21 protein-coding genes and 2 pseudogenes are annotated in these 24,480 nt (G+C 70.5%); 9 read left to right on the top strand and 14 right to left on the bottom strand.

Annotated elements, in window-relative coordinates:
• Positions 1-8 precede the first annotated feature (8 nt).
• From ACGFR9_RS06240 to ACGFR9_RS06220, 5 genes and pseudogenes are all read left to right on the top strand, one after another.
• Positions 9-944, top strand: a complete 936-nt coding sequence (locus tag ACGFR9_RS06240) for an SPFH domain-containing protein (protein WP_393203424.1) — start codon at positions 9-11, stop codon at positions 942-944.
• Positions 890-1,177: pseudogene (locus ACGFR9_RS06235) on the top strand (hypothetical protein); the annotation flags it as partial. The gene ACGFR9_RS06240 and the pseudogene ACGFR9_RS06235, both read left to right, overlap by 55 nt.
• 553 nt (positions 1,178-1,730) lie before the next feature.
• A complete protein-coding gene (locus tag ACGFR9_RS06230; RefSeq protein WP_030220349.1) occupies positions 1,731-2,255 on the top strand; it encodes a PadR family transcriptional regulator in 525 nt (174 codons plus the stop codon).
• Positions 2,252-2,947, top strand: a complete 696-nt coding sequence (locus tag ACGFR9_RS06225) for an ABC transporter ATP-binding protein (RefSeq protein ID WP_393203421.1) — start codon at positions 2,252-2,254, stop codon at positions 2,945-2,947. The genes ACGFR9_RS06230 and ACGFR9_RS06225 overlap by 4 nt, the downstream gene beginning before the upstream one ends.
• Positions 2,944-5,295: an ABC transporter permease gene (locus ACGFR9_RS06220; protein WP_393203419.1), complete on the top strand. Its 2,352-nt coding sequence runs from the start codon at positions 2,944-2,946 to the stop codon at positions 5,293-5,295. Before ACGFR9_RS06225 ends, ACGFR9_RS06220 begins: the two co-directional genes overlap by 4 nt.
• Before the next feature lie 157 nt (positions 5,296-5,452).
• Here ACGFR9_RS06220 and ACGFR9_RS06215 read toward each other — a convergent pair whose 3' ends face one another.
• Positions 5,453-6,394 carry a LysR substrate-binding domain-containing protein gene (locus ACGFR9_RS06215; RefSeq protein WP_393203417.1) on the bottom strand — a complete coding sequence of 314 codons (942 nt, stop codon included), beginning with the start codon at positions 6,392-6,394 and terminating at the stop codon, positions 5,453-5,455.
• A 135-nt stretch (positions 6,395-6,529) separates the two neighbouring features.
• Here ACGFR9_RS06215 and ACGFR9_RS06210 point away from each other — a divergent pair, with 135 nt between their 5' ends.
• Positions 6,530-7,084 (top strand): peroxiredoxin, encoded by a 555-nt coding sequence (locus tag ACGFR9_RS06210; RefSeq protein ID WP_311648418.1) that lies wholly within the window; start codon positions 6,530-6,532, stop codon positions 7,082-7,084.
• A gap of 6 nt (positions 7,085-7,090) precedes the next feature.
• Entirely contained in the window at positions 7,091-7,624 is a 534-nt protein-coding gene (locus tag ACGFR9_RS06205; RefSeq protein ID WP_393203415.1) for an alkyl hydroperoxide reductase, read from the top strand.
• A 408-nt stretch (positions 7,625-8,032) separates the two neighbouring features.
• On the opposite strand, the gene ACGFR9_RS06200 is transcribed toward ACGFR9_RS06205, so the two are convergent.
• The 11 genes from ACGFR9_RS06200 to ACGFR9_RS06150 form a co-directional block, all read right to left on the bottom strand.
• Entirely contained in the window at positions 8,033-9,400 is a 1,368-nt protein-coding gene (locus tag ACGFR9_RS06200; protein WP_393203413.1) for an AI-2E family transporter, read from the bottom strand.
• A gap of 145 nt (positions 9,401-9,545) precedes the next feature.
• Positions 9,546-10,244, bottom strand: coding sequence for a transglycosylase SLT domain-containing protein (locus tag ACGFR9_RS06195; protein WP_393203411.1), 699 nt, complete (start codon positions 10,242-10,244; stop codon positions 9,546-9,548).
• Positions 10,245-10,654: 410 nt separating this feature from the next.
• On the bottom strand, positions 10,655-11,980 hold the full coding sequence (locus ACGFR9_RS06190; protein WP_393203409.1) for a PhoH family protein: 1,326 nt from the start codon (positions 11,978-11,980) through the stop codon (positions 10,655-10,657).
• A 314-nt stretch (positions 11,981-12,294) separates the two neighbouring features.
• Positions 12,295-13,068: an isoprenyl transferase gene (locus ACGFR9_RS06185; RefSeq protein ID WP_030220377.1), complete on the bottom strand. Its 774-nt coding sequence runs from the start codon at positions 13,066-13,068 to the stop codon at positions 12,295-12,297.
• A 931-nt stretch (positions 13,069-13,999) separates the two neighbouring features.
• Entirely contained in the window at positions 14,000-14,809 is an 810-nt protein-coding gene (locus ACGFR9_RS06180) for a methyltransferase domain-containing protein (RefSeq protein ID WP_393203407.1), read from the bottom strand.
• Between the two features lie 41 nt (positions 14,810-14,850).
• Positions 14,851-15,729, bottom strand: coding sequence for an LLM class flavin-dependent oxidoreductase (locus ACGFR9_RS06175; RefSeq protein ID WP_393203405.1), 879 nt, complete (start codon positions 15,727-15,729; stop codon positions 14,851-14,853).
• A gap of 49 nt (positions 15,730-15,778) precedes the next feature.
• Positions 15,779-16,807: a hypothetical protein gene (locus tag ACGFR9_RS06170; RefSeq protein WP_393203403.1), complete on the bottom strand. Its 1,029-nt coding sequence runs from the start codon at positions 16,805-16,807 to the stop codon at positions 15,779-15,781.
• Positions 16,795-17,460 carry a hypothetical protein gene (locus ACGFR9_RS06165; RefSeq protein ID WP_393203401.1) on the bottom strand — a complete coding sequence of 222 codons (666 nt, stop codon included), beginning with the start codon at positions 17,458-17,460 and terminating at the stop codon, positions 16,795-16,797. Before ACGFR9_RS06165 ends, ACGFR9_RS06170 begins: the two co-directional genes overlap by 13 nt.
• 84 nt (positions 17,461-17,544) lie before the next feature.
• Complete coding sequence (locus ACGFR9_RS06160) at positions 17,545-18,027, bottom strand: hypothetical protein (RefSeq protein WP_393203399.1); 483 nt, start codon at positions 18,025-18,027, stop codon at positions 17,545-17,547.
• Positions 18,024-18,728 (bottom strand): hypothetical protein, encoded by a 705-nt coding sequence (locus ACGFR9_RS06155; RefSeq protein WP_393203397.1) that lies wholly within the window; start codon positions 18,726-18,728, stop codon positions 18,024-18,026. The genes ACGFR9_RS06160 and ACGFR9_RS06155 overlap by 4 nt, the downstream gene beginning before the upstream one ends.
• 77 nt (positions 18,729-18,805) lie before the next feature.
• A complete protein-coding gene (locus ACGFR9_RS06150) occupies positions 18,806-21,037 on the bottom strand; it encodes a Tox-REase-5 domain-containing protein (protein WP_393203395.1) in 2,232 nt (743 codons plus the stop codon).
• A 223-nt stretch (positions 21,038-21,260) separates the two neighbouring features.
• Here ACGFR9_RS06150 and ACGFR9_RS06145 point away from each other — a divergent pair, with 223 nt between their 5' ends.
• Positions 21,261-22,784 carry a discoidin domain-containing protein gene (locus ACGFR9_RS06145; RefSeq protein WP_393203393.1) on the top strand — a complete coding sequence of 508 codons (1,524 nt, stop codon included), beginning with the start codon at positions 21,261-21,263 and terminating at the stop codon, positions 22,782-22,784.
• A 44-nt stretch (positions 22,785-22,828) separates the two neighbouring features.
• Positions 22,829-23,191 carry a DUF192 domain-containing protein gene (locus ACGFR9_RS06140; RefSeq protein WP_393203391.1) on the top strand — a complete coding sequence of 121 codons (363 nt, stop codon included), beginning with the start codon at positions 22,829-22,831 and terminating at the stop codon, positions 23,189-23,191.
• 41 nt (positions 23,192-23,232) lie between these two features.
• On the opposite strand, the pseudogene ACGFR9_RS06135 reads toward ACGFR9_RS06140, so the two are convergent.
• Both ACGFR9_RS06135 and ACGFR9_RS06130 read right to left on the bottom strand, forming a co-directional pair.
• A pseudogene (locus tag ACGFR9_RS06135) lies at positions 23,233-23,763 on the bottom strand (transposase).
• Positions 23,760-24,212, bottom strand: a complete 453-nt coding sequence (locus ACGFR9_RS06130; protein ID WP_393203389.1) for a PH domain-containing protein — start codon at positions 24,210-24,212, stop codon at positions 23,760-23,762. The pseudogene ACGFR9_RS06135 and the gene ACGFR9_RS06130 overlap by 4 nt, the downstream one beginning before the upstream one ends.
• Positions 24,213-24,480: the final 268 nt, after the last annotated feature.

Below are 24,480 nucleotides of genomic sequence, written 5' to 3'. Positions count from 1 at the left end.
GATCACTCATGTCCACACACGACACGCAGGTCACGGCCGACGTACCGGAGATGCCGGCCCCGCGCGTGCGGGAGGTCACGGCGCACAGCATCGGCGGCGGGCTCGCCCTGCTGCTCGGGCTCGTCGGACTGCTCATCGGCGCGGCACTGATCGCCACCACGGGCGCGGTCGACGGGGCCGGCGCCAAGGCCGCGCTGATCATCGGCGGCATCCTGGTCGCCATAGCCGCGTTCCTCGCGATGTGCGGGCTGAACATGGTGGCGCCGGGTGAGGCGCGGGTGGTGCAGCTCTTCGGCCGCTACCGGGGCACGATCCGGCAGGACGGGCTGCGCTGGGTGAACCCGTTCACCTCGCGCACCAAGATCTCGACGCGAGTACGCAACCACGAGACCGCCGTCCTGAAGGTGAACGACGCCTACGGCAATCCGATCGAGCTGGCCGCGGTCGTGGTGTGGCGGGTGGAGGACACCGCGCAGGCCACCTTCGAGGTGGACGACTACATCGAGTTCGTCTCCACCCAGACCGAGGCGGCCGTGCGGCACATCGCCATCGAGTACCCGTACGACGCCCATGACGAGGACGGCCTCTCGCTGCGCGGCAACGCGGAGGAGATCACCGAGAAGCTCGCGGTGGAGCTGCACGCGCGGGTGGAGGCGGCCGGTGTGCAGATCATCGAGTCCCGGTTCACGCACCTCGCCTACGCCCCCGAGATCGCGTCGGCGATGCTCCAGCGGCAGCAGGCGGGCGCGGTCGTCGCGGCGCGGCAGCAGATCGTGGAGGGCGCGGTGGGCATGGTCGAATCGGCGCTGGCCCGGATCCAGGAGCAGGACATCGTGGAGCTCGACCCGGAGCGGAAGGCGGCGATGGTGTCCAACCTGATGGTGGTGCTGTGCGGCGACCGGTCGGCGCAGCCGGTCCTCAACACCGGGACGCTCTACCAGTGACGGCGTCCTCCCCCCAGGGTCGGCCGCAGCGCAAGCAGGTACTGCTGCGGCTCGACCCGTCGGTGTACGAGGCCCTGGCCCGCTGGGCCAACGACGAACTCCGCTCGGCGAACGCCCAGATCGAGTTCCTCCTACGCCGGGCCCTGTCGGAGGCGGGCCGCCTCCCCGGCAACACGCCCCCGATCCCCCGCCGCGGTCGGCCCCCGCGCGCGGCTGAGGGCCCGGGGGCTCCCAGCGCCCCTGGAAACCCGAGGGGCCCGGGCGGCCCTGAAGCCCACGGCGGCTCCGGGGGCCCCGGAGGATCTGGCGACTCCGAGGGCCCCGGCGGCCCCACTCCTCGACCCCCCTCCCCCTGACGTCACGGGCCTCCGGCCCGGCAACCCACCCCAGGCGCGCGGGGCTGTATCGATATGCGGCTCCGCCGCGCGTGCGCGACCAGCCCCACCGCGCCGCAGCCGGTCCACACGCCGAGAACTGCCCCTCCGCCACCCGGACTCTGGGGCTGTCGGGGTCCCACCCCCGGAGGCCCCCTGACCCCCTACGCCCCGGCACGCAAACCCCCAAGGGGCGCGGGGCTGTATCGATATGCGGCTCCGCCGCGTGTGCGCGACCAGCCCCACCGCGCCGCAGCCGGTCCACCCGCACGAACCACTCCCTCCCCCGCCGGGGGCACCTCGGTAGCAGAACCGTGACAATCGCCCCCCACCAGCGGCATCGCACACCCGTACACCACCCGCACACCCGACGTATACACACTGCGTATACACCGTGTGTAGAGTGCAGCTCATGTCCATCGGTCACACCCTCCTGGGACTCCTGGAGTCCGGCCCACGCCACGGCTACGACCTGAAGCGTGCCTTCGACGAGAAGTTCGGCCACGACCGGCCCCTGCACTACGGCCAGGTCTATTCGACGATGTCCCGCCTCCTCAAGAACGGCCTCGTCGAAGTCGACGGCATCGAGGCCGGCGGCGGCCCCGAGCGCAAGCGGTACGCGATCACCGAGGCCGGCATCACCGATGTCGAGCGCTGGCTCGCCACACCGGAGAAGCCGGAGCCGTACCTCCAGTCGACGCTCTACACCAAGGTCGTCCTCGCCCTGCTCACCAGCCGGGACGCCGCCGACATCCTCGACACGCAGCGCTCGGAGCATCTGCGCAGCATGCGGATCCTCACCGACCGCAAGCGCAAGGGCGATCTCGCCGACCAGCTCATCTGCGACCACGCCCTGTTCCACCTCGAGGCCGATCTGCGCTGGCTGGAACTGACCGCCGCGCGCCTCGACAAGCTCCGTGAGGCGGTAATCCGATGACCACACCCGTTCCGGCCGGTTCCCTGCTGGCGGCACAGGACCTGCGCAAGGCCTACGGCCCCACCACCGCCCTGGACGGCGCCGCCTTCTCCATCCACCCGGGCGAGGTCGTCGCCGTGATGGGCCCCTCCGGGTCCGGCAAGTCGACGCTGCTGCACTGTCTCGCCGGCATCGTCACCCCCGACTCCGGTTCGATCACGTACAACGGGCGTGAGCTGACCACCATGAGCGACGGCGAGCGCAGTGCGCTGCGCCGCTCGGAGTTCGGCTTCGTCTTCCAGTTCGGGCAGCTCGTTCCGGAGCTCACCTGTGTGGAGAACGTCGCCCTCCCCCTGCGGCTGAGCGGCACCTCCCGCAAGGAGGCCGAGCGGGCCGCGCTGACCTGGATGGAGCGCCTCGAGGTCGACGACGTCCGCACCAAGCGGCCCGGCGAGGTCTCCGGCGGTCAGGGACAGCGCGTCGCCGTGGCGCGGGCGCTGGTCACCGGACCCCGTGTGCTGTTCGCCGACGAGCCGACCGGCGCACTGGACTCGCTCAACGGCGAGCGGGTGATGGAGCTGCTCACCGACGCCGCCCGGTCCTCGAACGCCGCCGTCGTCCTGGTCACGCACGAGGCGCGGGTGGCCGCGTACTCCGACCGCGAGGTCGTCGTGCGCGACGGCAAGTCCCGGGACATGGAGCGCGTCGTATGAGCGGTCGTACGAGCGGGACGCAGTGGGTGCGGGATCTCGCGATGGGCACCCGGTTCGCCTTCTCGGGCGGACGCGAGGGCTGGATCAGGGCGCTGCTCACCGCCGTCGGCGTCGGCCTGGGCGTGGCGCTGCTGCTGCTCACCACCGCCCTGCCGGGCGCGCTGGCGGAACGCGACCGGCGCGCGGATGCCCGCCTCGACTACACGTACAGCCCGGAGACCCCCGAGAAGGCCGACGACACCCTGGTCATCTCCGACCTCGACACCGACTACCGGGACCAGGAGGTGCGCGGCCGGCTGGTGCAGCCAGAGGGCGACAAGGCCCCGCTGCCGCCGGGCCTGCGGAAGTATCCGGCGCCGGGCGAGATGGTGGTCTCCCCCGCGCTGAAGGCACTCCTCGACTCGGACGACGGACGGCTGCTGCGGGAGCGGCTGCCGTACGACGTGGTGGGCACGATCGGCGAGCAGGGCCTCATCGGCTCCAAGGAACTCGCCTACTACGCGGGCGTCGACGACCTCGCGCAGCACATCGACAACGCCCTGACCGCCCGTATCGACGCCTTCGGCAACCCCAACCCCATGCCGCAGGAGGCGGACCCGGTCCTCGTACTGCTGGTGCTGGTCGTCTTCGTCGTGCTGCTGATGCCGGTCGCCGTGTTCATCGCCGCGGCCGTACGGTTCGGCGGCGAGCGGCGGGACCGCCGGCTGGCGGCGCTGCGGCTGGTCGGCTCCGACAGCCGGATGACCCGGCGGATCGCCGCCGGTGAGGCACTGGCCGGGGCGCTGCTGGGGCTGGTGTTCGGCACCGGCTTCTTCCTGGCCGGGCGGGAGGCGGCGGCCTCGGTCGACGTCTTCGGGATCAGTGTCTTCCCGAGCTATCTCAACCCCTCCCCGCTGCTGGCGCTCCTTGTCGCGGTGGCGGTTCCGGCGGCCGCGGTGCTGGTGACGCTGTTCGCCCTGCGCGGCGTGGTCATCGAGCCCCTGGGCGTGGTCCGTACGGCACGGCCCGCACGGCGTCGCCTCTGGTGGCGGCTGCTGCTGCCGCTGGCGGGGGTCGGCCTGCTGCTGCCGATGATGGGCCAGGGCCGGGACGGCGGGGACTTCAACCAGTATCTGGTCGTCGGCGGCGTCATGTGCCTCCTCGTCGGCATCACCGCCCTGCTGCCGTGGATCGTGGAGGCGGTGGTCGCCCGGCTCGGCGCCGGCAGCCTCTCCTGGCAACTGGCGGTACGACGCCTGCAGTTGAGCAGTGGCGCGGCGGCCCGGATGGTCAACGGCATCGCGGTGGCGGTGGCCGGCGCGATCGCGCTGCAGATGCTGTTCGCCGGCGTCGACGGCGACTACACCGAGTCCACCGGCTACGACACCACACGCGCCCAGATGCAGATGCAGGTGCCCGAGGGCACGGACATGGCGTCCACCACCGCGAGGTTCGAGAAGACCGAGGGCGTACGCGAGGTGTACGCGCTGTCCGAGGGCTACCTCGCCGACGAACCCTGGAAGGACGAGCCGGAACGCGGCGCCCAGCTGACCATCGGGGGCTGCTCGGCCCTGCGCGAGGTGGCGAAGCTGCCCAAGTGCGAGGACGGGGACGTGTTCACCGTCAGCGGCGGGGAGTACGACACCGACACCCCGGCACTGAGCGAGCCGGGCCGGAAGCTGTATCTGGAGACCACCGCCCCGGGGGGCGACAGGGGCGAGGATGTCGTCTGGACCCTGCCGAAGGTCCTGACCCCGGCCGACTCCGTCGACGACCCGACGGGAGCCAAGCGCGGCGGTTTCCTGATGACCCCGGCATCGGTACCGCCGGCCGTCGAGCGGGAGGTCCGCGGGCAGTTGTATCTGGCGCTCGACGAGTCGGTGCCGGACGCGCGCGAGCACGTACGCAACACGGCCGCGGAGATCGACCCGATGTCCCGGCCGATGACGTGGTCCGCCACGGAACGCTCCGAGCGTTTCGACTCCATCCGTACGGGCCTGTTCGCGGGCGCGGTGGCGGTGCTGGCGCTGATCGGGGCGAGCCTGCTCGTCTCCCAGCTCGAGCAACTGCGCGATCGCCGCAAGCTGTTGTCGGCCCTGGTCGCCTTCGGCACCCGCCGGCGCACGCTGAGCCTGTCGGTCCTGTGGCAGACGGCGATCCCGATCGGCCTGGGCCTGCTGCTGGCCGCGACGGTGGGCATGTCCCTGGGCACGGTCCTGCTCCGCATGACCTCGACCCCGGTCACGGTGGACTGGACGAGCGTGCTCCAGATGACGGGCATCGGAGCGGGGGTGGTCCTGGCGGTCACGCTGCTGAGCCTCCCGCCCCTGTTGCGGATGATGCGCCCGGACGGCCTGCGAACGGAGTAGGGCTGGATTCAGCCCCTCGGGGGGCGACTCGGCCCCTCGGGGGGCGACTCGGCCCCTCGGGGGGGCTACTCAGCCCCTCCGGCGCTTGAGGAGCGGGGTCCGGGGCGGAGCCCCAGGGACGGGAAGGGAAGGGGCGGCGGGGGCGAAACAGTCCCCGTCACCCCACCACCCGCACAGGCAACCCCCGCATCGACTCCCGCAACGCCACAGCCAACTCCGCGTACTCCTCCCCCCGCGCCGCCCCCGTCCGCATCGCCAACGCGACCCGCCGACTCGGCGCCGGCTCCGCGAACGACGCGGTCAACAACCCCACCGACCGGGCCGTCTCCACCCGCACCGCCGTCCGCGGCAGCAACGTCACCCCCAGCCCACCGGCGACCAACTGCACCAACGTCGACAATCCCGCCGCGGTCGTCGTCGCCGGCACCCCCGCCCGCCCCGCCTCCCGGCAGATGTCAAGCGCCTGATCCCGCAGGCAATGCCCCTCGTCGAGCAACAACAGATTCAGCTCCCGCAACACCGCCCGAGGCACCCCCACCCGCCCCCCGAGCTCATGCTCGAGCGGAGTGACCAGCACGAAGTCCTCATCGAACAGCGGCAGTTCGGTAACCCCGGGCACCCTCAGCGGCACTGCGAGCAGCAGCAGATCCAGCCGCCCCCCGGCGAGCCCGTCCAGCAGATTCGCGGTCTGCTCCTCATGCACCTGAAGATCCAGACGCGGATACCGGTCATGAACGAGCCGCAGCACCGTGGGCAGCAGATACGGCGCCACGGTCGGGATCACCCCGAGCCGCAACACCCCCGTGAACGGCGCCCGCAACGCGTCCGCCTCCTCCATCAGCGCCCCGACCTCCGCGAGGACGGCCTTGGCGCGGGCGGCGAGCCGTTCACCGGCCGGTGAGAGCAGCACCTTGCGCGTCGTACGCTCCACGAGGGTGACCCCGAGCGTCTTCTCCAGCGCCGACACCGCCCCCGACAGCGCCGGCTGGCTCATCCCTATCGCCCCGGCGGCGTCCCGGAAGTGCAGATGCTCGGCCACCGCGGCGAACGCGCGGAGCTGCGCCAGACTCGGCTGCCTACGCCTGTTACCCACCGTCACTGATAGCTACCTCCGATCAACACGACCGAGTGTAGCTATTTCACTAATCAATGCACGGTGTGCCAACATCATTTCCAGTCCAACCCATGGGAAATCCCCGCGATCCTGGGGTTTTCCTCGCTGCAAGGAGAGCCTGTGCTCACTGTCGGTGACAAGTTCCCCGAGTTCGAACTGACGGCCTGTGTCTCGCTGGAGAAGGGCAAGGAGTTCGAGTCGATCGACCACAAGACCTACGAGGGCAAGTGGAAGATCGTGTTCGCGTGGCCCAAGGACTTCACCTTCGTGTGCCCGACCGAGATCGCCGCCTTCGGCAAGCTGAACGACGAGTTCGCCGACCGTGACGCCCAGGTCCTCGGCTTCTCCGGCGACTCCGAGTTCGTCCACCACGCCTGGCGCAAGGACCACGACGACCTGCGCGACCTGCCGTTCCCGATGATGGCGGACTCCAGGCACGAGCTGATGCGCGACCTCGGCATCGAGGGCGAGGACGGCTTCGCCAAGCGTGCGGTGTTCATCGTGGACCAGAACAACGAGATCCAGTTCTCCATGGTGACCGCCGGTTCCGTCGGCCGTAACCCCAAGGAGGTCCTGCGGGTCCTGGACGCCCTGCAGACCGACGAGCTCTGCCCGTGCAACTGGAGCAAGGGTGACGAGACCCTTGACCCGGTCGCGCTGCTGTCGGGGGAGTGAACCGAGATGTCCCTCGACTCCCTGAAGTCCCGTATACCGGACTACGCCAAGGACCTGAAGCTCAACCTGGGCTCGGTCATCGGCAACTCCGACCTGCCGGCCCAGCTGCTGTGGGGCACGGTGCTGTCGACCGCGATCGCCTCGCGCTCGCCCATCGTGCTGCGTGAGCTGGAGCCTGACGCCAAGGCGAATCTGTCGCCGGAGGCGTACACGGCGGCGAAGGCCGCGGCCGCGGTGATGGCGATGAACAACGTGTTCTACCGGACGCGTCATCTGCTGTCGGACCACGAGTACGGCACGCTCCGCGCGGGACTGCGGATGAACGTCATCGGCAACCCGGGTGTCGACAAGGTCGACTTCGAGTTCTGGTCGTTCGCCGTCTCCGCGATCAACGGCTGCGGGATGTGCCTCGACTCGCACGAGCAGGTGCTGCGCAAGGCCGACGTGTCGCGCGAGGTCGTGCAGGAGGCGTTCAAGATCGCCGCGGTGATCCAGGCGGTCGCGGCGACGCTGGACGCGGAAGCGGCCCTGACGGACTAGCTCCGTCCCGCTTCCCCCGGGCCCGCCCACCACTCGGTGAGCGGGCCCCCTCGCACGCCGCCGTACTCCGCCGCCGATCCGCGGGCAGGCACCCCCGCCGATCCGCGGGCAGGCGTGCCGCCGATCCGCGGGCAGGCGTGCCGCAGGGCGGCACGGGTGGGCGCGACGGCACCCCGTCAGCGCCGGGCCGCGCGACTCCCCCCGTCCCGCACCCACACCGTCGACCGGTGCGGCACGGGGGTGGGTCCACTCGCCGGCGTTCACCGGGTACCGCTGCGCCCACCCGTGCCGCCCCAGCGGCACGACTGCCCGCAGCTGCGGCGGACTGCGGGGGTGGGTCCACTCACCGGCGCTCGCCGGGTGCCGCCGCGCCCACCCGTGCCGCCCCAGCGGCACGACTGCCCGCGGCTACGCGGGGTCGAGTGGTGGGGGTTCGTCCGCCGGGGGCTTGGGGGGCGGTGTTGCCGACAAGGCCGTGGCCCCGTGGGGACGTGGGGTGTGCGACAGCGCGCTTTCGTGGGCGTACCGCCGCAGGTAGCCGACGACCGTGTTGGTGACCGCGACCAGCGGCACCGCGACCACCGCACCGCCGATCCCCGCCACCATCCCGCCCGACGCCACCGCCAGCACCACCGCCAGCGGATGCACCCGCACCGCCCGTCCCAGGATGAACGGCTGCAGGATGTGCCCCTCGATCTGCTGCACCGCGAGCACCACCACCAGCACCATCACGCCCGTGAACACGCCCTGCGTGACCAGCCCGACGACCACCGCCAACGCCCCCGACACGACCGCGCCCACGAGCGGGATGAACGAGAACAGGAAGATGAACACGGCCAGCGGCACCGCCATCGGCACATCGAGGAAGTAGATCCCGAGCCCGATGAAGATCGCGTCGATCAGAGCCACTATCACCGTGCCGCGCACATACGCCGTGAGCGTCCGCCACGCCGCCGGACCCGCGCCGGCGACCCCCGGACGCGCCGCCGCGGGCACGAGCTTCAGCGACCACTCCCAGATCCGCTTGCCGTCGTAGAGCAGGAACAGCGTCGAGAAGACGGCGAGCAGGATGCCGGTGAGCCCCTCGACCACGACGGTCACGCCCTCCAGGCCCGCCGAGGTGATCTGCTCGGTGTTGGCGCCGACCGCCTCCCGCAGGTTCTTGGCGATCTCGTTGATCTGTTTGTCGGTGACGTGGAAGGGGCTGTTCAGCAGCCAGTTGCGCAGTTCGTCGATGCCGTCCTGGATCTGGTCGGAGAGATGGTCGATGTTCTCCATGACCTGCCAGGTCACGAACCAGCCGATGAGGCCGATCACGACGAACCCGAACAGCGCCGTCAGCGCGGTGGCCGCACCACGCGGCACGCCGATCCGCTTCAGCCGGGTCACCGTCGGCTGCAGCAGCGCGGTGATCAGCAGAGCGGCGACGAACGCCAGCACGACCAGCTGTACGGCGCTGATGACCCGCATGAGCACCCAGACCGTGCCCGCCAGCACCAGCAGCCGCCAGCCGGCCTCGGCGGCGACCCGTACGCCCCAGGGCACGGCCTGCGCCGGGTCCGGGCGGACCGGGATCACCGGGGCGACCGCGTACTCGCGCGGGGCCGGCTCCTGGCCGGACGGCGGCGCGTCCTCCGGTACGGGTACGGGTACGGGTTCGGGAGCCGGGCCCGGACGGCGCTCCCCCTCCACCTCCGCGCGGCGCTCCTCCAACCGCTTGCTGACCTCGGTCAGTCCGGCTCCGACCCGGCCGAGCCATCCTGGCACTCGCGACATGATCCGTCCTCTTCCCCCGTTTCTCCCCACCACTCACCCCTGGAGTCGTCGGTCAGACCGTACATGGCGAAAGCCCCGCACCGTAGGACGGTGCGGGGCTGCGCCAGGGTTGAGCGGGGCGGTGAGGCGGCCGGCTCGGGGCCTTCTAGTAGTAGTGGTTCGCCTGCCAGAAGTTCCACGCGTCGCACGGGCTGCCGTAGCGGTCGTTCATGTAGCCGAGGCCCCACTTGATCTGGGTGGCCGGGTTCGTCGCCCAGTCGGCTCCGGCCGAGGCCATCTTGGAACCGGGGAGCGCCTGCATCAGGCCGAAGGCGTCGGAGGTGGGGTTGTCGGCCTGGTAGTTCCAGCTGGACTCGTGGTCCACGATGGTGCTGAAGCACTGGAACTGGTCCGCCGGCACGATCTGCCGGGCCATCGCCTGCACTTCGGCGATGGTGTAGGACGACTGGACAGCGAAGCTGGACGCGTCACGGGTGGCGGAGCGGCTGGCGGCGGCCTTGGCCTCGGCGCGATCCTTGGCCGCCTGCTCGGCCTTGTCGGCCGCTTCCTTCTTCTTCGCGACCGCGGTCTCGGCGGCGGCCTTGCGGGCGGCCTCCTCCGCGTCCTTCTTCGCGCTGGCGTCCGCCGCGATGGCCATCGTCTCGGCCTGCTGCGTCAGGGACGCGGTCTGCACCTGGGCCTGCTGGCCCGCGGGGATGTCCGCGAGCAGCGTGGTGCCGCTTGCCGTCGCCTCGGCGTCGTTGTTCTGCGCGACGCTGCCCGAGGCAACACCGACGACGCTTCCGACAGCGGTGACCGCCGTGGCCGAGGCCACTGCGAATCCCCGGACCGACATCCGGCTCACACGGTTTCCTTCCAGCATCGCCCGCTTCGGTGACCCTCGCGGACGCAATCGTGCCCCTTGCCACTGGCCTCCCCAACTACTGGTCACGGGAGGCACGGGCCCGGTGGGCAACTCCCTCGAGAGGAGCGCCACGTGATGCTCGGGCGGCATACGACGACGCTATGGAGTTAAGTCTGTGGCGCTGTACCGCTGGGGGCACAGCTGTGTCGTATGCGGGGCCTGACAGGAGTGAGACTCTGCCGTAACACGGAGGCGCAAGGCAATTCTCCGTTGCGTGTGAAAGCTCACATCTCGTTCGACCCCAGGGAATCCCGGAAATCCCCCCACACGCCGACGCCGCCCGGCTAGGCTCTACGCCTTTCCGGACGGCGCCAACTACCGCGTAACTGACCCTTATTGGATTCCGAGGGTCAGATCTGTCCGTCTTCGAGCATTTCGGTCACCAGCGCGGCGATCTGGGACCTCTCGGACCGCGTCAGGGTGACATGCGCGAACAGCGGATGCCCCTTCAGCTTTTCGACGACGGCGACCACACCGTCGTACCGACCGACCCTCAGATTGTCCCGCTGGGCGACATCATGGGTCAGAACGACCCGCGAATTGGCCCCGATCCGGGACAGAACGGTCAGCAGGACGTTCCGCTCCAGTGACTGGGCCTCGTCCACGATGACGAACGCGTCGTGCAGCGAGCGGCCCCGGATGTGGGTGAGCGGCAGGACCTCCAGCATGCCGCGCGCGGTGACCTCCTCGATGACCTCCCGGCTGGTGACCGCCGACAGGGTGTCGAACACGGCCTGCGCCCAGGGGCTCATCTTCTCCGCCTCGGAGCCGGGCAGATAGCCGAGCTCCTGGCCGCCCACCGCGTACAGCGGACGGAAGACCATCACCTTCTGGTGCTGACGGCGCTCCAGGACCGCCTCCAGGCCGGCACACAGGGCCAGCGCCGACTTGCCGGTGCCGGCCCGGCCGCCCATGGACACGATCCCGACGTCCGGGTCGAGCAGCAGGTCGAGCGCGATGCGCTGCTCGGCGCTGCGGCCCTTGATACCGAAGGCCTCCCGGTCGCCGCGCACCAGCCGGACGTTGCCGTCGGCCGTGACCCGGCCGAGCGCCTTGCCGCGCTCCGACTGGAGGGTCAACCCGGTGTGCACGGGCAGGCCGGCGGCTTCGGGCACATACACGTGCCCCTCCTCGAAGAGGATGTCCACCTGCTCGCCGGGCAGGGTCAGTTCGGACATCCCGGTCCAGCCGGAGGAGTCCGTGATGGCGAGCTCCGCGCGGTACTCCTCGGCGAGGAGACCCACGGAGGACGCCTTGATCCTGAGCGGGAGGTCCTTCGACACCACGGTGACGTCGAACCCCTCGGCCTGCAGATTGCGGGCGACGGCGAGGATGCGGGAGTCGTTGTCCCCCAGGCGGTAGCCGCTGGGCAGCACGCTGGGGTCCGAGTGGTTGAGCTCGACCCGCAGGGTCCCGCCGACGTCCCCGGTCGGAATGGGGGCGTCGAGACGGCCGTACCGCACCCGGTAGTCGTCCAGCAGGCGCAGTGCCTGGCGGGCGAAGTAGCCGAGTTCGGGGTGGTTCCGCTTGGCCTCCAGCTCGGTCACCACGACGACGGGGAGCACGACTTCGTGCTCGTCGAAGCGGGTGAGGGCGTTGGGGTCGGCCAGCAGGACGCTGGTGTCGAGAACGTAGGTGCGCCGGTCTGGCTTGTGGCGCTTTGCGCTGGTCACCACGGAAGGACGTACCCCCTCGGATGAGGTCGGGGAGCGACGAGGCGGGACTGGACCGGTCGACGGCCCGCATGCACAGCGGGCCGGGAACCGGCCCTCCGCCGCTTCTTCCGTGCCGTGACCGCACGGTCGGGCTGGTGCAAAGGGCCTCCCGGGCGGACGGCTCTGCGCCGCCCGCTGAGATCCGACACCCGTGGTTCGGGTGTCGACCTGTCTGGCTTATGCCCTCGAACAGGCGCCGCCATGCCACGGCATATGACGGCGCGCCGGTGAACTCCGCGTGACGTGCGACGGGTGCGCGGCGGGAAAGCGGGTGCTCAGCCGCCGTAGCGCCGGTGGCGGGCGGCGTAGTCGCGCAGTGCGCGCAGGAAGTCGACCTTGCGGAAGGCCGGCCAGAACACGTCGCAGAAGTAGTACTCCGAGTGCGCGGTCTGCCAGAGCATGAATCCGGACAGCCGCTGTTCGCCGCTGGTGCGGATGACGAGGTCCGGGTCGGGCTGCGCGCGGGTGTAGAGGTGACGCCCGATCATGTCGATGTCGACGGCCTCGGCGAGCTCGTCCATCGAGGTGCCCCGCTCCTGGGCGTCCAGCAGCATGGACCGTACGGCGTCGGCGATCTCCTGGCGGCCGCCGTAGCCGATGGCGACGTTGACCACTATCCCTTTGACGTCCGCGGTCGCCTGTTCGGCCTCTTTGAGGGTGGTCTGCATCCCCGAGGGCAGCAGATCGCGCGTGCCGACGTGGTGGACCCGCCAGCGTCCGTCGGCGGCGAGGGTGCGGACCACGTCCTCGATGATGCCGAGGAGGGGGACGAGTTCGTCCTTGGGCCGGTCGAAGTTGTCCGTCGACAGCAGCCAGAGGGTGACGACCTCGACGTCGGCCTCGCTGCACCAGCCGAGGAACTCGCCGATCTTGTCCGCGCCGGCCCGGTGGCCGTGGACGGTACTGGAACCCGAGGCCTTCGCCCAGCGGCGGTTGCCGTCCATGATGACGCCGATGTGCCCCGGCACCTGAGCGGTGTCCAGGTGGCCTTCCACCCGGCGTGCGTACAGCCTGACCAGCAGGCCACGCAGCTTGTCGCGCAGGTTCACGTGATCGTCAGCCCCTCCGTACGGATCGGACAGGCTCGGCGCTCCCCGCCGCCTCACGCGGCAAGCGGCCCGGTCTCGGCCGCGGGCGGCCCCTGTCCGTTGGCGGTCCCCGGAGGCGAAGCCTACCCCCGCGGGGGCAGGGGTCCTCAACGTCCGGGGTGGGGGTGGTCGTCGGGCGTACGGGGGCTGAGGGGGTTTGCGGGGAGGTGCGGGGGCCGCGCCGGGGTCGGGTGAGGAGCCGTGCCGGCGCCCGCTCACCGGACGCGGCGGTGTGCGATGCCGGCCGGGGGCGGGTCTGCTCGCCGGCCTTTGCCGGGTGCCGCCGCGCCCACCCTCCCCCATCGCCCCAGCGGCACGATTGCCCGCGGCTGTGCCGGTTGCAGCGGTGCGGCTGTGCCGGTTGCTGCGGGGCGGCTGTGCCGGTTGCTGCGGGGCGGCTGGGCGGGGCCCCGTTTCGGGGCAAGAAAAAACGGGCCGGTCCGTGGGGGGGGGATACGGACCGGCCCGAGGGGGGGTTTCCACCATAACCCTTCGTAAGTGATGCTGCGTACATTGGCGCGCCACAACTACTCTCCGGAGTCGCCCGGCGACGCGCAGAGGAGTCCGGAAGGCATCACTCCGGGGTTCGAGGTGGCCGAAAACCGGCTGAATCGCGTGAAAATCGTGCGGTGAGGGGACTCTGAGCCGGATGTGACACGTGCCGCCGACCGGATGACCGCACTTTCGGCCTTCCCTCCGACGGGCGCCCGGGGCATGGTCACCGGGTTGACCCGGGGAGGGCATGAGGAGAGGTGAATCGGGGCACCGCGCAGCCCCCTCCACCGCGCGGTACCGCCATCCCGCGCAGCTTTGCTGACGCGAACCACCTTGGTCCGAACCTATGCGATGGCCCGTTCCGGAGACCAGCCGCATCCGATAACGATGCGGAAACTCACACCCGTCCGGAGCGGGCGCCCGTGCCCTTGCGGGCGTGGAGGAGATGCCGGGTGCTGTGGGCCACGAAGGGCCCCTCGGATGCCATCCGTTCGTGCAGGGCGCGCAGCCGCGGCAGATACGCGTCGACGGTGAACCCGGGGACCATCCAGATCACCTTGCGCAGGAAGTGGACGACGGCGGCGATGTCGTGGAACTCGATGCGCAGCCGTTCGGCCCGCAGGTCGACGATCTCCAGTCCGGCGGCCTCGGCCGCGTGCCGTTCACGGTCCGGGTGCCGCGCGTCGCGCCGCTCGTCCGGCTGGGGGCCGAGGAAGTACTCGACGAGTTCGTGGACGCTGCCGGGCCCGACGTGCTGGGCGAAGTACACGCCGCCGTCGGCGAGCACCCGCGCGATCTCCTGCCACCGGGCCTCGACGGGATGCCGGCTGACGACGAGGTCGAAGGCGCCGTCCGCGAAGGGCAGGGGCGCGTCCTCGGGTGAGGCGACGACGGGGACACCGCGCGGCCGGAGTACGGCCGTGGCCTTGGCGACGTTGGGCGGCCAGCCCTCGGTGGCGACGGCGAGCCCGGGCCCCCGGGGGGCGTGGGCGAGGGCGAAGTCCAGCACCTCCCCTCCCCCGGTCTGGATGTCGAGTACGGCCTCGGCCGCGCCCAGCCGCGCGGCCACCGCCGTGGCGTACCCCCAGGAGGGCCGGGCCTCGCTCGCCCGCCCCTCGAACCAGGAGAAGTCCCACCCCTCGGTGGGCACGGAGGCGCCCTCCTCGACGAGGTCCTCGAAGGTCCGCACGCTCGCCTTGTCGGTCATGCACCGATCATGCCGGGAGCGCCCGCGCGATGTCTTCTCCGTTATGAGGGCACCAGTGGGCGCACGTCCTCCGCCACGAACCGCACGAAGCCCTCCGGGTCGGGTTCGTCACCGGTCGGCTGGAGGACGACCGAGTCCGCCCCGGCTTCGACAAGCCGCTGTACGGCCTCGGCGACGGCCTCCGCGTCCCCGGCGACCCCGATCTCCGGGTCCCCGCCCACGCCCTCGGCGACCAGTTCGGCGCGCAGCCGCTCGGCCGCGCCGGGCCCGGTGGCGGCGAGGAGGTAGACGACGGTGCGGTGGGATTCGGCGGTACGTCCCGCAGCGGCGCGCCCCTCCTCGACGAGCCGGCGCGCCTGGCGCACGCCCTCGGGTGAGGTGTTGGCGGTGAGGACGGTCCCGTCGGCGGCCTCACCGGTGAGCCGCACGGTCCTGGGCCCGGTGCCGCCGGCCAGCACCTCCACCGGTTCCTGCGGCGGCCAGTCGAGGGCGACGTCGTCGAGCCGGACGTACCGCCCCTCGGTGGTGACGCGTTCACCACGCAACAGGGCTCGCAGCGCGGCGAGATGCTCCCGCAGCAGGGTCAGCGGCGATTCGGCCCGCGCCCCGACCTGCCCCATCCAGTCCTGTACGCCGTGCCCCACGGCGAGGATCGGGCGCCCCGGGAACATCCGGTACAGCCCGGCGGCCTCCATGCCCGTGACCGCCACGTTCCGCAGCGGCACGGGCAGCAGTCCGACGCCCACCCGGACCCGCTCGGTCCACGCCAGCGCGGCGGCGGCCGTCGAGATCCCGCCTTCCCGGAAACAGTCCTCCCACAGCCAGAGTTCCTCTAGCCCGCTCTCATCGGCGAGCCGGGCGACGGAACGGAGCCGCTCGGGGGCGAGCTGGGGGCGGAAGACTGCGCCGAGTGTGGTCATGCGGGGTTCCTACCCACGCACGGCCACGGGCTCAAACGGGCCGGACGGGTCAGCGGTTGATGGCCTGGATCTCCTGGACCGTGACGTCCTGGGTCGCGCCGAACTGGCCGTCCGGGAGATCGCCGCCCGCGCCTCCGGAGCCGGTCCAGTGGATCTCCCACGTGACCGTCGCCTGGAGGGGGAACGTGCCCTCGCCCGAGGAGCGCAGATACTTCACGCCGCACGGCGGGGTCCGGTCCGCCTTGCCCTTCTCGTACTTCTCGCCGATCCGGCCGTCGTTGATCTCGCACACGCCGGACGCCGGATACGTCTCCGCGTCGGGGGTGCCCGCCTTGATCTCCAGGGAGACCGGTTCCGCCGTGGCCGTCGCGTCGATACCGAGCACCGGGACGGACGCGGTGACCGACACCGGCTTGAACTCCGCGCCGTCCAGCCACGCCCACGTCGGCAGGTTCACCTTGGTCTCCTCGGCGGGGGCCAGTGTCACCTCCGTACCCGGGACACGGATCTGGGCATAGGCGAGTTCGGCGAGGATCTCGGGGGTGATGGCATTCTCGACGTCGGCGGGCGGGGCGTCGCCCGTGTCCACCCAGAAGTAGTCCTTCGTGCAGGAGTCCCAGCCCGGCGGGAAGCTCCGGTCGACGTACGACCCCCACCAGTAGCCCTTGCCGGACTTGTCCTTGTTGAAGCCCTTCTTCTCGTCGGTGGCGTTGTACTTCTCCCGCTGCTTGGCGTCCCACTCGTATCCCGTGGACCCGGCTTCCCAGATCGGCTCCAGGTAGTTCTGCAGCTGCTCGGGGGTGTACATGGGGGCGTACCAGCAGGGGGGAGGGCTCCAGGAGGTGGAGGAGGCGAGGGCGCCGGCTTTGTCACCGGTGCCGTTCTTGGAGTAGTCGAATTTGACGCCGCCCACTTGGACGGAGAGGTTGCCCTTGTCGTCGGCGTTGGCGGTCTGTTCGGACTCGTTGGCGTTTCCGTTTGAGCCGCGCCCGGCAAACGCCGCGTGCGATGTGAAGAGGGAAACGCACGCAAGTGTCAGGACTGTGAAGATTCTCGCCGAGTTCCTTACGGCTGGCACGCCTTGTTCCCCCTGTTCGAGACGACGTCGGTGGTCTGCCAGATCCCGTCGGAGTTTTTGGTCAGACTCGCGTTGTACAGGACGTAGGCGTCCGACGTGGCGGGCGATCTGTCGACCTTGCCCGTCTTCTTGTTCTTGATGTACGACTTGCTCTCGTCGGAGCAGTAAGTGACGTATGCCTTACCAGTGTTGGCAAGCGACACCTTGTACTTGGAGTAGCGCGTCTCGCCGACCCAGGTCTCGCCATCGCCGATGTACTTCTGCACGTACGTGATGTAGCTGCTCAGGGCTTTGTCCTTGATGTAGAACCCCAGAGCCGTGGTTCCCGTGTCACTCTCGAAGATCGCTTCATCGACAGCGTTGACGGCGAGCGTACTGTCGGCAAGGACCGCGTCCTTCGCCGAGTCGCCTGTCTTCTCGTACTCGAAGACGTTCTTCGCGTCGGAAGGGAACGTGATCTTCGGGCGTCCCCCGGAGTCCGGGGCGCCGGCGCTCGGGGACGCCGACTTCTCACCCCCCGTGTCCGCTCCCGCGATCTTGTCGTTGTCCTTGTCCTTGGACGGGCTGTCGTCGTCGCTACCGCACGCGGACAGCGTCAGGGCCGCGGTGGCGGTCAGCGCGAGCGCTGCGAGCAGGGTGGGGCGGCGGTTCACAGTCGGCTCCCGGGAGGGCGAGGCTTCTCTTCAGCGAATCCAAAGCTATCGGCTGGGTGAGTACAGGCACCAGAGTGGCTGGGGTCAACTGAGCGGGCGGTCCGTGATGAGGGCGGTGAGGATCATCGGGGCGTCCCCGTCGGACTGGTTGAGGGAGAGAGCGGCCCAACGGCCGGACGGCGAGGGGCCCCAGACTTTCAGGTCCCCGAGACAGTCCTTGGCCACGAGGGTGCGGAAGGGTTCCGGGCGGGCAGCTCCCGTCGGGTGCATGACCAGGGTGCGGTGCGGTCCGAAGCGGGCGTCCAGCCGCGCCGCCAGTGTCGTCAGGTGCATCTCCGCCCTCTCCTCCGCCTCGTTCCATTCGCGGCCGTACACGCCCGTGAGGGCTTCGCTCTCCCAGAGGGGGAGGAGCAGGAACCCTTCACCGTGCGTCGACGCCCATTCGCCGGTCCCTGGTTCCCCCTGATCGGTTGTCGGGCCGGAGGCCGGGAGGGCGGCGGACAGCGCGGTCTCGACGGCGGACACCGCCCGGGGCAGGTCGAAGGGCTCGCCCTCGCGGGCGGTCACAGCGCCGGCCGGGTCATCGGCTGGGGCAGCGGCTCGAGTGCGCCCGAGTCCTTGAGGGCCTGGTACGCCTTGACGACGCTCGCCGTGTCTCCGGGGGCCGTGATGGTCAAGAGGGCTCCTCCGGTGAGGAGTTCCCTGCTCTCGGGCAGCGCCTCGGACGGCGTACGGGCCACACGTCCCGCGGACAGATAGCCCACCCAGCCGACCGACGGTGTCCCGATCCTGAAGCCCGCTTCCTTCTTCAGCGCGGACGTCACCGCCCGGTCGCCGACGTCGCCGTGGTCCGGAGCCCATGACTCCGCGACGGCCGCGAGGAGTTCGGCGTCCGGGAGGCCGGGCGCGTCGTCGGGGGACACGATCGTGGCCACCAGCGACTGGAGCAGGTACTGCGGGGTTCCGCCCGCGAGTGCGGCGAGCTCCACCTTCCAGCCGGGGGCGGCAATGTCGGCGAGGAGGCGCAGCGAGGTGCCGTCCGCCGCCGACCAGTCGTCGGCCGTCTGGGCCGTACGCAGGGCGGCGAGCAGGGACGGTCCGTCCGGCCGGATCGTCTCGCCGGACCCGGAGGCGGGCACGGTGTGCCAGGTCCCCGTCAGCTCCGGCAGCAGCCGGGCGAACCGGTCCAGTGTCGTGCTCCACCGTGCGGCCAGTTCCGCCGCCGACTCCTGCCGGGGGCCCCAGAAGCCCCGCACCACGCGTCGCATGTCCCGTTCTCCCTCTCTCCCGCTCTCCGCCGCCCGTGTCCGGCTTCACACTAGGTCGTACGCGCCCCGCCGCCCCGTCAGTCGAAGGCCTCGGGGCGGCGGTCGCCCGCGATCGGTTCGGGGGTGGTGTGGACGACCTCGATGTTCAGGCCGGCGTCCTCGAACGCGTCGCGGGCCGCGTCGGCGACCTCCTCGTTGGAGAAGTGCCACTCGACGTCCTTGCCGCGTGCCGCCTCGGTCTGCCTGCGGGCCTCGGCGAGCAGCCGTTCCTTGCCCGAGGGGGTGAGTTCGGTGCGGTCGGCGCTCAGGAAGCTGTCGTAGCCGTTCTTGGCCTCCAGATAGGTCTGGCGGGAGGAGTCCCAGCCGTCGAACTCGACATCCGGGACGTCCGGGTCGGTGTGCGGGACGACGTACTCGTGTCCGCGCTGGGTGCCGGTGATCTGTTCCTGGTAGCGCAGCCAGGACTCGTTGCGCCAGTTGGGGGCGGGGTTGCGGTCGCGGCTCGCCCAGAAGCCGTCGCCGGCGTCGGCGTCGCCGTAGGTGCGGCTGTCGAGGTCGTCGGCCCAGTCCGGCGGGTTGTAGTTGCGCGGGTCGCTGGTGTCGTTGCGCTCGGGGTCGGGATACTGCTTCTTCTTCTCCAGTGCCTGGCGGGCGCGTTCCGGTTCCTCGGCGCGTTTGCGTTCGAGGTAGGCCTGGCGTTCGGCGGCGCGGGCCGCTTCCGCCTGTTCGCGGGCCTCCTCGTCGCAGCCGCCCTCCGCCAGGACGACGTACGGGCTGCCGGCCGCCGCGAGGACGGTGGTGCCGGTGCCGGCTCCCCCGCGCGGGCCCGTGGAGTCGTAGGGGGTGCTGCGGGGCGGTGCGGAGATGGTGCAGCCGGTGCGGCGGGCGGCGTCCTCGGCCTCGTCCGCCGACTCGTCGGCGCGGCGGGCGGCGTCCTTCACCGCGTCGAGGTCACCGGCCTCGGCGGCACGCCGGGCGTCCTGGGCGGCCTCGGTGGCGTCGTCGACGATCCGGCTGAGCCGGCCGAGCGAGCCGACCTTCTCGGCGATCTTCACCTCGCCGTAGCCGGGGATGAAGAGGGAGCCGATGTTCCAGACGACGGTGGTGACGGCGCGGGTCTCGTTGCCGCTGTCCCACTGGTCCACGACGTCGTCGCCGATGAAGGAGTCGAACAGGACCGTGCCGCCGGTGCCGAGGGAGGAGCCGCCCCAGTCGAGGATCGCGCCGAGGTAGTCGCCGTCGTCCCACATGTCGCGGGCGTCGGCGGAGTCGTCCCACCATTGGGCGCCGAGGGAACTGCCGTAGTCCATCAGGCCGTTCCATGTGTCGACGGGGCTGGTGACGACGTCCCAGATGCCGGTGACGTCGCCCCAGACGCCGTCGACGAAGAGGCCGCCGCCCACTTGGCCGATCTGGTCGCCGGCGCAGCCGAAGAAGGCACCGAAGCCGGAGAAGCAGCCCTCGTCGTCGTCCTCCTGGTTCCCTTCGCCCTCCTCGTCTCCGGTGGTCGGGTCCTCGTACGGCGACTCGTCGATCTCGTCCTCGGCGGCCACCGGGTCCACGACTGAGGGGTTGCCCCCGGTCACCGGAGGTGTGTCGCGACGACTGGGGTCCGGGTCGGTGTCGCTGTCGCCGCCGCCCGCCGTCACCGGGCCGCCGTCGCTCCCGCCGGGTGCCGGGCAGGCCGTGCCGGTGACGCGGCAGACCTGGGCCTGGATGCCGCTGAGGATCTGCGGGCCCAAGCCGCTGACCAGCAGCGCGGCGATGATCGCGGCGACGACCGCGACCAGTCCCGCGTACTCGACTGCCGTCTGGCCGTCGTCCCGGCGCCAGCGGATCATCCGGGGCAGGGAGAAGGGGCGCCGCTCGGGCCGGTCGAGGTGCGCGAGGCGGTACCAGTCGCGGCTCTCCGGGCGGGTCAGGAGGCAGAGGATCAGGAGGGGGAGGAGGAGCTGGGTGAGGCCGCGGGCCGATCCGTCGGCGAGGTTGGACAGCGAGCCGAGGATCAGCCAAGCCTGTACGGCGATGAGCGCGAGCCATGTCCTGGTGCCGCCCCGCCAGGTGCGCCGGGCCAGCCACCAGCCGAGGACTCCGGGGGCGGCCGCGTACGCCACCTGGGCGAGCAGGGTGCCGTCGACCGCGTCGAGCGACGCCGCCGTGAGAAGCAGTCCCAGACCACCGAAGACCGTGACCGCGAACAGCACGTGCACGAGCAGCATGGCCCGGGACAGCGGCCGGGGCAGGCCCCCGCCGTATCCGGGTGCGCCCCGCGCCACCCCCGACTCCGTTCCTCCCCCGTGCCAGGCCATGGCCGCCCCTCCTCAAGTCCCGTGGTTCGCAACCGTGTTTGGTTCACGACACGGCCCGAGAGTAGGGAGAGGGTGCTGTCGGGGGATGGGCCCGTGGGCCCAAACCGGCGCCCAACGGCCGTCCGGATGACGGGCGTTGTCAGTCGGGCGCATTAGTGTCCTGATCACAGTCGCCCGGAGCGTGGCGGCCACAACCGACGTACCGCCACATCTTGGAGCAGCCATGGGATTCGAGGCCACCTACGCCGACTTCTCCGTCGAACCGAGCCGGCTGGCGAACGCCGACGTCCGGTTCCACGGGGCCCGGTTCGCCGGGTCGCACGTCGCGCTGAGCGCGGGCGGGAGTGTGGCGCTGGAGTTCGAGGTGGCGGACCCGGAGGACGTCCCCCAGGTGACGCTCACGGTCACGGCCCTCGTCTCCAAGCTGGGCTCCGACCTCGGGTACGCGCCGATGAGCGTGCTGGTGCAGGGGGAGACGGTGGCCGAGGACCTCACCGTGCCCGGTGGCGGCGACCTTCCCCAGGACAACGTCTTCGCGGTGCCCGGCCGTCTGCTGAAGCCCGGCACCAACACGCTGGAGATACGCTCCTCGGACAAGTCCGGCAGCATGCTCTGGCTGTACCGGATCACCCTGGACCCGGTGTGGGAGCGCGGCCGCTCCGAGCGGGCGCGGACCGCGGAGGCGGCCCGGGACTCGGTCTTCACCTACGACACGGAGCTCCGCCCGGCCCACGCCTCCTCCGCGCGCTGGCAGGCCGCGCCCCGGCTGCTCTTCCACATCGACCGGGACGAGCACTCCCTGCCGGCCCAGCTCGGCTGGCGGGGTGAGGACGGCGCCGAGTCCGCCATCAGCTTCCAGTCCGCCATGTCCGACTTCCACGGCGTGTACCGCGCCGCGGACGGTACGGCGTACGAGTACCGGGGCCGGCTCGCCGACCGCCGGCCGTACTCGGAGGACACCGAGAACCTCTCGGCGTCCGTCCTGCACCGCTTCCACACGGAGGAGGGCTGGGGTGGGAGCTGGCACACCTCCCACGAACTGCGGCTGCTGGTCGACGACGGCGGGGCGCCGGTCGAGCGGGTGTCCTGGCGCGACCAGCGGGGCAATTCCGGCGTGGTGGCGCTGCACGCCTCGTCCTCCGAGGTCGAGGTGACCGGTGTCGAGGCGAGCGACGAGTTCGACGACGGGGGTGAGGGCGCGGACAACCTTCTCGAGGACCGGCGCAGCAAGTGGCTGACGTTCGAGGAGACCGCCCATCTCGACTTCACCCTGGGCCGCCCCACCGCCGTCGCCTCGTACTCCCTGACGTCGGCGAACGACTTCGACGACCGCGACCCCCGCGACTGGACCCTCCTCGGCTCCCAGGACGGCCGCGCGTGGACGCCGCTGGACACGCGCAGCGGTGAGAGGTTCCCTGAGCGGTTCCAGACCCGGGAGTTCCACCTCCGCACGCAGGCGCAGGCGTACCGCCACTACCGTCTCGACATCACCCGCAACGCGGGCGGAACCGAGGTCCAGCTCGCCCGGATCCGCTTCGCCGAGGCACCCGCCGGGCAGGCGTTCACCGGCTACTACCAGCGCTGGAACGAGGGCCCGATCGGCTACCGCGGCACCCCGGTCGCCGCCACGTCGTCCGCCGTCCCCACGGCTCCCCGCGTCGCCTCGGAACTCCAGGCGGCCGTGGCGAGCCTGTCCGAGACCGCCCAGGCACTGGCGGCGCTGGCCGCACAGCTCCGCAAGCACTGACGTCCGCGATACGGTCGGGGGGTCGCGGGGAGGGGTGGTCGGGGATGGGTCGCTGGCGGGACGGACACGGGGAGCTGGCCATACGGCCGGACGGGAAGCCGCCGGTCATCATCCCCCTGGAGATCGCCACCTCCTACCGGGCGCGCACGAAGGGCCTGTTGGGCCGGGACTCCCTCTCCGGAGCCCTGCTCCTCTCCCCCGCCAACAGCGTCCACACCTTCCGCATGCGCATCCCGATCGACGTGGCCTACCTCGACCGCCACCTCCAGGTCATCGCCGTACGCACCATGCCTCCGGGCCGCCTGGGCCTGCCCCGGTGGCGTGCACGGCATGTGCTGGAGGCGGAGGCGGGGGCGATGGAGGGGTGGGGGCTGCGGGCGGGGGGCCGGGTGGAGGTATGTCTTTGACAACGGCTACTGAGGTTGAACTCGTGGTGTGATGTCGTTGCTCAGGTGGGTCTGATGGCCAGACCGGTCTCAGTGAGGCAGCCGTCTATGCGGTCGTTGCGGTACTGGATATGCCGTGGGCCGCGTCGGATGCGCTTGACGAGGTGTTCGGGGGTGCCGAAGGCGACGTGGGAGAGCCATCCGCGTCGCAGGAGTGACCAGCTGCCTTCGACGGGGTTAGGTCAGGTGCGTAGGGCGGCAGGTGGTAAATGGTCGGCCAGTCTCGGGTCTCCGCCCATTCCCGCTGGTCGGCGGCCTTGTGGACGCTCAGGTTGTCCCAGATGAGCACAATCGGGCCGCCGAGCTGCTGGTGGGCCACGATCAGCAGGTCGCGGTAGTCGCGCCAGGAGAAGCTTTTGCGGCCGTCGCGTCGGCCGTCATCCCTGCGCGGTCGATAGATGAGTCGCAACCTGTGACCGGGTTGTAGCAAGCAGTGCCGCGATGGGCGCCCTTCTGCGAGAACGGCCCCGCACCCGGACCACCGGGGTTCGACCACGCCGTGAGGACGACACCGCAAACGCATACCAGATCATCTTTCAGCTCGTTTCCAATACTCACACAGCAGGGAATACTTCGCTTCGAATTTGCGGTCATATCGCTTATTTGCGAAGGCTCCAGGCACGGTGACGGAGCGCCCTTGGGTGCACACCAGGCGCAGATCCCACCACTCGCCACTTCGTGCCGTATGGTGCCGCTTCTCGATATCGACAACTTCCGCCCACGGAATTACCCTTCCCCCTAGGGGGCCATTGAAGGAAATCCCATGCGAGGTAAGCAAGGCTCGACGGTATCCACGACCAACAAGATGGATTACCACTATGAGCCAAGTGCAGAATATCGAGATTACCCACCAGCGTGAGCCTGGTCCCTCGGACAGCGCCACCGCAAATGCCACTCCCGCGCAAACTACCGTGACATATGCCACTGTCTGCCAGTTTTTGCGCCGCTCTGCAGCATCTAGAGCGATCCAAATCTCAGCCATGGAAGACTCCTACACAAGGATAAGCCACGCCGGGTCACCGACGATGATTCAAGCTGTCTCCGGCGATAGCGCCAGCGCCAGTGAGGGAGATGGAGAGCCCATCCGATATTTGGGAGTAAGTCCGCGCAGCCCCCGACATTCCTGCGTGCAACACCTGACGCCCAAATGACAGGGCCGGAGAATTCGAAGAGCTCAACAGTGACTTAGACACCCTACCAAGTCCGACAGCAACGCCTGCTGCACCGAAGCTAGCCACACCAAAGGCGCA

The organism is Streptomyces sp. NPDC048584 (genome assembly GCF_043199595.1).
Taxonomy (GTDB): domain Bacteria; phylum Actinomycetota; class Actinomycetes; order Streptomycetales; family Streptomycetaceae; genus Streptomyces; species Streptomyces edwardsiae.
The sequence above is the reverse complement of the archived record's forward strand: the minus strand, read 5'-3'. Positions and strand labels throughout refer to the sequence as shown.

Coding starts and splice junctions, on each gene's coding strand:
- ACGFR9_RS06180 (WP_393203407.1), bottom strand. CDS start 14,809: ATGACCGACAAGGCGAGCGTGCGGACCTTCGAGGACCTCGTCGAGGAG.
- ACGFR9_RS06230 (WP_030220349.1), top strand. CDS start 1,731: ATGTCCATCGGTCACACCCTCCTGGGACTCCTGGAGTCCGGCCCACGC.
- ACGFR9_RS06240 (WP_393203424.1), top strand. CDS start 9: ATGTCCACACACGACACGCAGGTCACGGCCGACGTACCGGAGATGCCG.
- ACGFR9_RS06200 (WP_393203413.1), bottom strand. CDS start 9,400: ATGTCGCGAGTGCCAGGATGGCTCGGCCGGGTCGGAGCCGGACTGACC.
- ACGFR9_RS06130 (WP_393203389.1), bottom strand. CDS start 24,212: ATGGCTGAGATTTGGATCGCTCTAGATGCTGCAGAGCGGCGCAAAAAC.
- ACGFR9_RS06225 (WP_393203421.1), top strand. CDS start 2,252: ATGACCACACCCGTTCCGGCCGGTTCCCTGCTGGCGGCACAGGACCTG.
- ACGFR9_RS06175 (WP_393203405.1), bottom strand. CDS start 15,729: ATGACCACACTCGGCGCAGTCTTCCGCCCCCAGCTCGCCCCCGAGCGG.
- ACGFR9_RS06220 (WP_393203419.1), top strand. CDS start 2,944: ATGAGCGGTCGTACGAGCGGGACGCAGTGGGTGCGGGATCTCGCGATG.
- ACGFR9_RS06140 (WP_393203391.1), top strand. CDS start 22,829: ATGGGTCGCTGGCGGGACGGACACGGGGAGCTGGCCATACGGCCGGAC.
- ACGFR9_RS06155 (WP_393203397.1), bottom strand. CDS start 18,728: ATGCGACGCGTGGTGCGGGGCTTCTGGGGCCCCCGGCAGGAGTCGGCG.
- ACGFR9_RS06150 (WP_393203395.1), bottom strand. CDS start 21,037: ATGGCCTGGCACGGGGGAGGAACGGAGTCGGGGGTGGCGCGGGGCGCA.
- ACGFR9_RS06205 (WP_393203415.1), top strand. CDS start 7,091: ATGTCCCTCGACTCCCTGAAGTCCCGTATACCGGACTACGCCAAGGAC.
- ACGFR9_RS06145 (WP_393203393.1), top strand. CDS start 21,261: ATGGGATTCGAGGCCACCTACGCCGACTTCTCCGTCGAACCGAGCCGG.